This is a genomic window from Nocardia farcinica, assembly GCF_029867845.1.
In the GTDB taxonomy this organism is placed as follows: Bacteria; Actinomycetota; Actinomycetes; order Mycobacteriales; family Mycobacteriaceae; genus Nocardia; species Nocardia farcinica_A.
In genome coordinates, this window is the sequence record NZ_JARWRU010000888.1 from 1 (window position 1) to 6763 (window position 6763).

The following is a 6763-nucleotide window of genomic DNA, read 5'->3' on the forward strand; positions in this document are numbered from 1 at the left end:
ACCCCGAGCCGGTCGGCACACCGAAGTCCTTGCTGCTGCACGTGCGAGCGAGTCCTGCATCTGTCCGTACACGCCAAAAGCCGCAGACCTGTGACGACGGGAAATGCAAGGGCGCCCTGCGATAACGGAAGGGTTGCGGAGTCCCGGTGACGATGCGCAATCGTTATGAACCGTCGTCGGGTCAGCGCGGGTCGGCCAGCGGCTCGTCGATCTCGCCCACCCGGCGCATCGCCAGCGTCTGCTGCGGCGTCCAGTAGACGCGGCCGTGCTCGAACTCCTGGTAGGCGCCGGTGTCGAAGGGAATCTCGTCGGAGGTCGCCCAGCCCAGCGGGCCGTTTTCGAAACCACTGCGGTTCCAGCGTTCCCTGATCTCGCCGTGCAGGTGGTGCACGGGCCGTCCGTTCCGGTGGTAGAGCGCGCCGTACTGGAAGCCCTGCACCTCACCCCACACTCGACCCGCCGGGTCGCGCAGCGCCGTGTGGTCGTTGATGGGGTACCCGAGCTGACCTGCCTCCCAGCCGAGTTCGGCGTACTTGCCGAACAGCGACGTGGGGATCGGGTGGGCACCGGTGGACGGATGCCAATAGATGTAGCCGTTCTCGTAGCGCACGAACCGGCCGACGCCGTCGGCGGTGCGCTGCTCCTGCGGGGTCAGCCGGGCGCCCAGCCACGGCGTCTCGGCCTCCTTGACATCGATGGCGCCGGGCGGCGGCGGGGGCACCGTGCCGTCGGCGAAATCCCGCACGTGCCGGGCGAAGACGTCCCAGGGGAAGTGCGGGCCGACGTCGGTGTGGGTGCCGATGCCGAGGGCCTGGGTGACGTACTTGTGGTCGGAGATGCCGTCGCGGCGGGTGTAGGGCGGGGCGATCACATCGGTCGCGAAGCCGTACTTGCGCGCGTCCTGCACCGCGAGCCAGGCCGCGATCCGCAGATCGCCGTCGACGGCCAGCCACTGCTCGCGCGACCAGGCGGCGCGGCTACCCGCGAAGCACAGGTTGATGGTGTGGCTGTTGGCGTCGAGCACCGACCAGGACGCGTAGTCGGTGTCCACCACGTCGCAGACGATCGCGTCGCGCAGCGTGTAGTGGTAGGAGACGCCGTTGGCCGGATTGTTCAGGTAGGCGGCCAGTGATTCGGCGGTGCCGTTGCCCTCCTGGGTGTGCAGCAGGAAATTGGTGATACGGGCGCCCCAGCGCGAGGAACGGGAATTGCCCATCCGATCGAGCTCGGTGTACCGCGGGGGTGGCACGGTCTGCCCTTCCCGGTCCAGGGACCACTGCCCGTAGTCGGCGGCGAGAATGTCGTCGACATCCACCGAGGTGCCGTCGATCAGCGGTCCGGGATCGGACGGGGTGTCGATGACCCGCTGGTAGAGAACGGCTTCCGGGGTGTCGAGCCGATTGCCCGACCAGGCGCGGGTCTGCCAGGCCCAGCGCTTGCCCGGCGTCGTCGACCGGCCGACGACGTCGTCCTCGATCGCCCACGCGCACACCAGCGACGAGCCGTACACGCCGGTGCGCTGTCGTCCGATGGCCTCGTTCACGCCGCGGAAGAAATGCACCGCGCCGGTGTTCCACTGCTGCAACGAGATGTCCTCGTCCACGGCGAAGAAGATCGGGCAGCCCTCGGGCCCGCCCGCGGCGGCGTGGATCTGCGCGGCCTGCTGCGCCATCCGACGGCCGCCGTCGACGCCGGTGGTCCAGTCCGAGGGCGCCTGGGGGTTGCCCGGCTTGCCGTACTGCCAGATCGACACGACCTCCAGCCCGGCGGCGCGCAGGCGGTCGGCGTAATCCCTGGTGACCGGTTTCGCGCCGAAGTTCGCGCCCGGTCTGCTGGGCGAGACGTAGACCAGCACGGCGCTGTGCCCGGCCGCCCTGATGGCGGCGGGATCGATGAATCGCGCGGCGAAATCGACTGCTGTCGGCATCGACAGCACCTCCCTCGGTAGCGATGCGGTTGCTCCCCGAGTAGAGCAGGACTCGCCGCTGGCTGTCCTCATCCGAACCGATGAGATCCGAAGGGCCACGGCCGATTCGCCGGGGTGGAAGAATCGAGTGGCGGGCTGCTCGCGCGCGGTGCGGGCGCGCTGTCCGATGCTCTGTGCTCCATCCCCGGTTTCTCCCTGTCCCACAGGTCGATTCACATGGCGATGACGGTCGAGAGGTTCTCCGCGATCGTGGCGCGCATCGAGCGCGCCGCGCTGTACCCGGCCGCCTGGACCCCCGCCCTGGACGATGTGGTCGCCGCCGTGGGCGCCGATCGGGGAGTACTGATCGTCGGCACGCCGAATTGCCCGACGGTCACGGCGTGTTCGACCGGCGCGAGCGCACTGCGCCGCACCTACAACGCCCGCTTCGGTCGCACGGACCCGCTCGCCCCGGTGCTCGCCCATGTTCCCGCGGGCACCGTCACCACCGCCGGGGAGTTGCTGGGCGACCTGCGCGGGCACCCGTTCGCGAGCGGCTGGCTGGAGCCGCACCGGCTCGGCGACGCCCTGCTCGTCGTCCTCGCCGACGGCGACCGGATCGCCTGGCTCGCCCTGTATCCCGCGCGCGGGCGGGTTGTCGACCGCGCGCGAGCGGCCGCCACCCTCCGCCTGCTGCATCCCCACCTCGCCCACGCCGTCGCCACGCGATCCCGCCTGGGCGAAGCGGATTCGGCGCACCGCCGCTCGACCGCCGTGCTCGACCGCTACCGCCACGGACTGCTCGTCGTGACCACCGGCGGCGTGATCGGCTACCGCAACCCGGCCGCCGCCACCATTCTCGACGCCCGCGACGGACTGGCCGTCGGCAGGCGCGGCCATCTGGAGACCACCGACAGCATCGCCGCGCCCACCCTGCGCGCCCTGATCGCCGCCGCCACCCGCCCCACCGGACCGCGCGCGGGCGGGCGCTGCCTGCTGCCGAGGGCCGGTGGGCGGGCGACCTATGCGGTGCTGGTGCTTCCCCTCGACGCCGCCGCCACGGCGGAGCCCACCCTCTCCGGGCCGGCCGACGATTTCGCCGCCATGGTCGTGGTGGTCGACCCCGACCGCGAGCACGGGGTCCGCGGCGAGACCTTGCGCCAGCTCTACGGGCTGACCGGCGCGGAGGCGCGGGTGGCGGCGGCCGCGCTGCGCGGTGCGGGGGTGCGGGCGATCGCGGAGGATCTGGCGGTGTCGGTGAACACCGCGCGCACCCATCTGCACCGGGTGTTCGACAAATCGGGTACACACCGGCAGGCCGAGCTGGTGCGGCTGCTCACGACCGTGTTGCTGGGAACCGGCCAGTTCGAGTAGTCAAGGCTGGGGCGCGTGCGTCCGGGCGGCGGCTTCGATGGCCTGTTCGTCGAGCAGGACAGCGGCGGCGGCCGGTCCGAGGGGCACGAAACTGTCCTGGGAGGTGACGCGGGCCAGCTCTCCCCGGTAGCCCGCGTCGGCGAGGGCGGCGCAGACGGCCTCGGAGACGCCGCCGCTGCGGCGGGTCTCGTCGGCGATCAGGACGCGCCCGGTGGCCTCGGCGTGCCGGAGGATGTCGTCCACCGGGAGGGGGGCCAGCCAGCGCAGGTCGAGGACGCGGGCGTGGATGCCGTCCTCGGCGAGCCGGGCGGCGGCACGCAGACTCATGGGCACGCCGTTGCCGAAGGTGATCACCGTCAGATCGGTGCCGTCGCCGTAGCAGCGGGCGCGGCCGATCCCGGCGTGCGGGGGATCGGCGGCAGGCGCGGCCCATGCCCCGTCGCCGGGGAACAGGTCGCGGGCGTGATAGAGCGCGATCGGCTCGACCAGCACGCACACCCGGCCGTCCACCCTGGCCGCGGACACACAGGTGCGCAGCAGGGCGGCCGCGTCGTCGGCGCGGGCGGGCACGGCCAGCACCAGGCCGGGAATGTCGCGCAGCGCGGCCAGGGAGTTGTCGTTGTGGAAGTGACCGCCGAAACCCTTCTGATAGGCCAGTCCGGCGATGCGCACCACCATCGGATTGCGGTAGCGGCCCCGCGAGAAGAACCCGAGCGTGGCGGCCTCGCCCCGGATCTGGTCGGCGGCATTGTGCAGATAGGCGAGGTACTGGATCTCCGGGATCGGCACGAACCCCGCCGGGCCCGCGCCGAGCGCGGTGCCGAGCACGCTCTGCTCGTCCAGCAGGGTGTCGAACACCCGGCGCGGGCCGAAACGGGCGCGTAGGCCCTTGGTCACGCCGTACACGCCGCCCTTGCGGCCGACGTCCTCCCCGAAGACCAACACGTCCTCGTCGCGCTCCAGCAGGTCGGCCAGCGTGGCGTTGATCGCCTGGGCGAGGGTGAGCGGCGGATCGTCGCGCGGCGCCTCGGACGCTTCGGCGCGGCGGCCGCGCAGGACGTCGGCGCGCACCGCCTCGGGGCGTGCCGGGGCGATGGGCGCCATGACGGCCGCCGCGGAGTCGAGTTTCGGTTCGGCGCACACGGATTCGGCGGTCCGGGCGACGCGGGCGGCGATCTCGTCGTAGCAGTCCAGCAGGTCGGCGGGGGTGGCGGTGTGGGTCTCGACGAGCAGCCGGGCGGTGCCGGGGAGCGGGTCACGGCGCAGGTCGGCGGCGATCTCGGCGGGGCGGCGGTAGGCGGACTCCAGGTCCGAGCTCGCGTGGCCGAGCAGACGGACGGTGCGCAGGTGCAGGAAGGCAGGCGAGCGGTGCGCGCGGACGTCGTCGACGGCGGCGGCGCACGCGGTCAGTGCCGCGCGCGGGTCGCAGCCGTCGGCGGCGAGATAGCGCAGGCCGGGGCGGGAGCCGTAGGCGTGCTCGATCCACCCGGGCGGGGTGGGGACGCTGATGCCGAGGCCGTTGTCCTCGCAGACGAACAGGACCGGCACGGGCACGCCCTGGTAGACGGTGTGCAGGGCGGCGTTGATCGCACCCGCGGCGGTGGAATGGTTGGCCGAGGCGTCGCCGAAGGTGCACAGCACGATCGCGTCGGCCGGCCAGGCGGGCGAGAGTCCGGCCCGGTGGGCGCGCTCGAGGGCGAAGGCCAGGCCGACGGCGCGCGGCAGGTGCGAGGCGATGGTCGAGGTCTGCGGGACGACGTGCGCGGCGGCGCTGCCGAACACCTTGTGCCGCCCGCCCGCGATGGGATCGAGCGCGGAGGCCACCACCCCGCGCAACACGTCACGGATCGGGTCGCCGACACCGGCGCGGCGGCAGCGATGCAGGAAGAACGCCCCGGAACGGTAGTGCAGCAGCGCCGGATCGTCCGGCCTGCTCGCGGCGGCCAGCGCCGCGTTGCCCTCGTGACCGGAGGAACCGATGCTGTAGAAGCCGCGCCGCGCCGCGCCGAGCCTGCGCGCGGTCAGATCCAGCTGCCTGCTCGCCACCTGTGCCTCGAACAGCGCGCGCAGCTCGCCCCGGGTGCGGCCGGGCGGCAGCGCCGCCGCGACCGCCGGTGGCTCCAGCGCCGCCACGGCGGAACGGAACTCCTGCTCCAGCACCGCCTCGGCGGTGTCGGCGCTGCTCATCGACTGCACCTCCCGGACCTGCGTGGTATCCGAGCGCACCGGCGCACCGCGCCGGCAGGGCGGTCAGCCCAGGGCGGAAGCGGCCGCCTTGTCCAGCAGCCAGGTGGTGGACTCGGTGCCGCGCGCCCCCGCGGCGGGGATGTCCACCGGGGCGGCGCCGTCGAGCGCGGCCCGCACCGCCTCGGCCTTGGCCGCACCGCCGACCACCAGCACGACGTGCCGCGACTTGCGCACCGCGGGCAGGGTCAGCGTCACCCGCACCGCGGGCGGCTTGGGCGAATCGGTCACCGCCACCACCAGGTCGTGCTCCTCGCGCACGGCGTCGGTGTCGGGGAACAGCGAATTCACGTGCCCCTCACCGCCCATGCCGAGCAGGTGCAGGTCGAACGCGCCGTATTCGGCGAGATGGGCGTGCACCGTCGCCGAGTACTCCGCCGCCGCCTCCACCGGATCGGGGTACTCGCCGTCGCTGGTGGCCACCGCGTGCACCCGGTGCGGGTCCACCGGCACATGGTCGAGCAGGGCCTGGCGGGCCTGGAGCTCGTTGCGCTCCGGGTCGCCCGCCGGCACGAAACGCTCGTCGCCCCAGAACACGTCCAGGGCCTGCCAGTCGATGTCGCCCGGTTCCCGGCGCACCCGCTCGAGCAGCGCGATGCCGGTGCCGCCGCCGGTCAGCACCACCGAGGCGTGGCCGCGCGCGGCCTGCGCCGCCGAGACCACCTCGACGAAGCGGTGCGCGGCGGCGTTCACCAGCGCCTCGGTGTCGGCGTGCACCTGCACGGTGTCGGCCGGGAATCCGGTCGCGACGCGACGTTCCTGGTCGGCGTAACGACCGGCGGGCGTCTCACTCATAGATCACCTTCTCCATTCCGGCGAGTGCCTCACGGTAGATCTCGTCGGCCTCCAGGCGGCGCAGGTCCTCGGCGAGGCAGTCGCGAGTCTCCCTGCGCGCCAGCGCGATCCGTTGGTCCGGGTCGCCGGTGCGGGTCAGGGTGGCGGTGCGGCCGGTCTGCGGGCGGCTGATGCCGATCGAGACGGTGGGACGGTGCAGACGCACCTCCAGCGGTCCGGTGCGCCGCCGGACCGGGCATTCCAGGCGGGCGGCCAGCCAGCCGGCGAGCATGTCGAGCGCGGGTTCCTCGCGCAGCCCGGAGACCGTCACCGACTCGACCTGCTCGTAGGGCGGCTCGTCCAGCGAGGCGGCCAGCAGCGCCCGCCAGTAGGTGATCCGGCTCCAGGCCAGATCGGTGTCGCCGGGCGCGTAGGTGGCATGCCTGCCGCGGATGGTGGCCTGCG

5 protein-coding genes and 1 pseudogene are annotated in these 6763 nt (G+C 73.1%); 1 reads left to right on the forward strand and 5 read right to left on the reverse strand.

What is annotated here, in order from left to right; all coding sequences use genetic code 11:
• Positions 1 to 181: 181 nt before the first annotated feature.
• Together QH283_RS19525 and QH283_RS19530 are read right to left on the reverse strand one after the other, a co-directional pair.
• Positions 182 to 1216, reverse strand: a complete 1035-nt coding sequence (locus QH283_RS19525; protein WP_280504436.1) for an N-acetylmuramoyl-L-alanine amidase — start codon at positions 1214 to 1216, stop codon at positions 182 to 184.
• Between the two features lie 45 nt (positions 1217 to 1261).
• Positions 1262 to 1927, reverse strand: a pseudogene (locus QH283_RS19530) (DUF1906 domain-containing protein); the annotation flags it as partial.
• A 222-nt stretch (positions 1928 to 2149) separates the two neighbouring features.
• On the opposite strand from QH283_RS19530, the gene QH283_RS19535 reads away from it, so the two are divergent.
• Entirely contained in the window at positions 2150 to 3280 is a 1131-nt protein-coding gene (locus QH283_RS19535; protein ID WP_280504432.1) for a helix-turn-helix transcriptional regulator, read from the forward strand.
• Here the strand turns inward: QH283_RS19535 and QH283_RS19540 are convergent, their stop codons facing one another.
• The 3 genes from QH283_RS19540 to QH283_RS19550 all read right to left on the reverse strand — a co-directional run.
• Positions 3281 to 5467: a thiamine pyrophosphate-dependent enzyme gene (locus QH283_RS19540; protein ID WP_280504433.1), complete on the reverse strand. Its 2187-nt coding sequence runs from the start codon at positions 5465 to 5467 to the stop codon at positions 3281 to 3283.
• A gap of 63 nt (positions 5468 to 5530) precedes the next feature.
• Positions 5531 to 6319: a 6-phosphogluconolactonase gene (pgl, locus tag QH283_RS19545; protein WP_280504434.1), complete on the reverse strand. Its 789-nt coding sequence runs from the start codon at positions 6317 to 6319 to the stop codon at positions 5531 to 5533.
• Positions 6312 to 6763, reverse strand: a 452-nt coding sequence (locus tag QH283_RS19550; RefSeq protein WP_280504435.1) for a glucose-6-phosphate dehydrogenase assembly protein OpcA, incomplete at its 5' end; no start/stop codon positions are given. The genes QH283_RS19550 and pgl, both read right to left, overlap by 8 nt.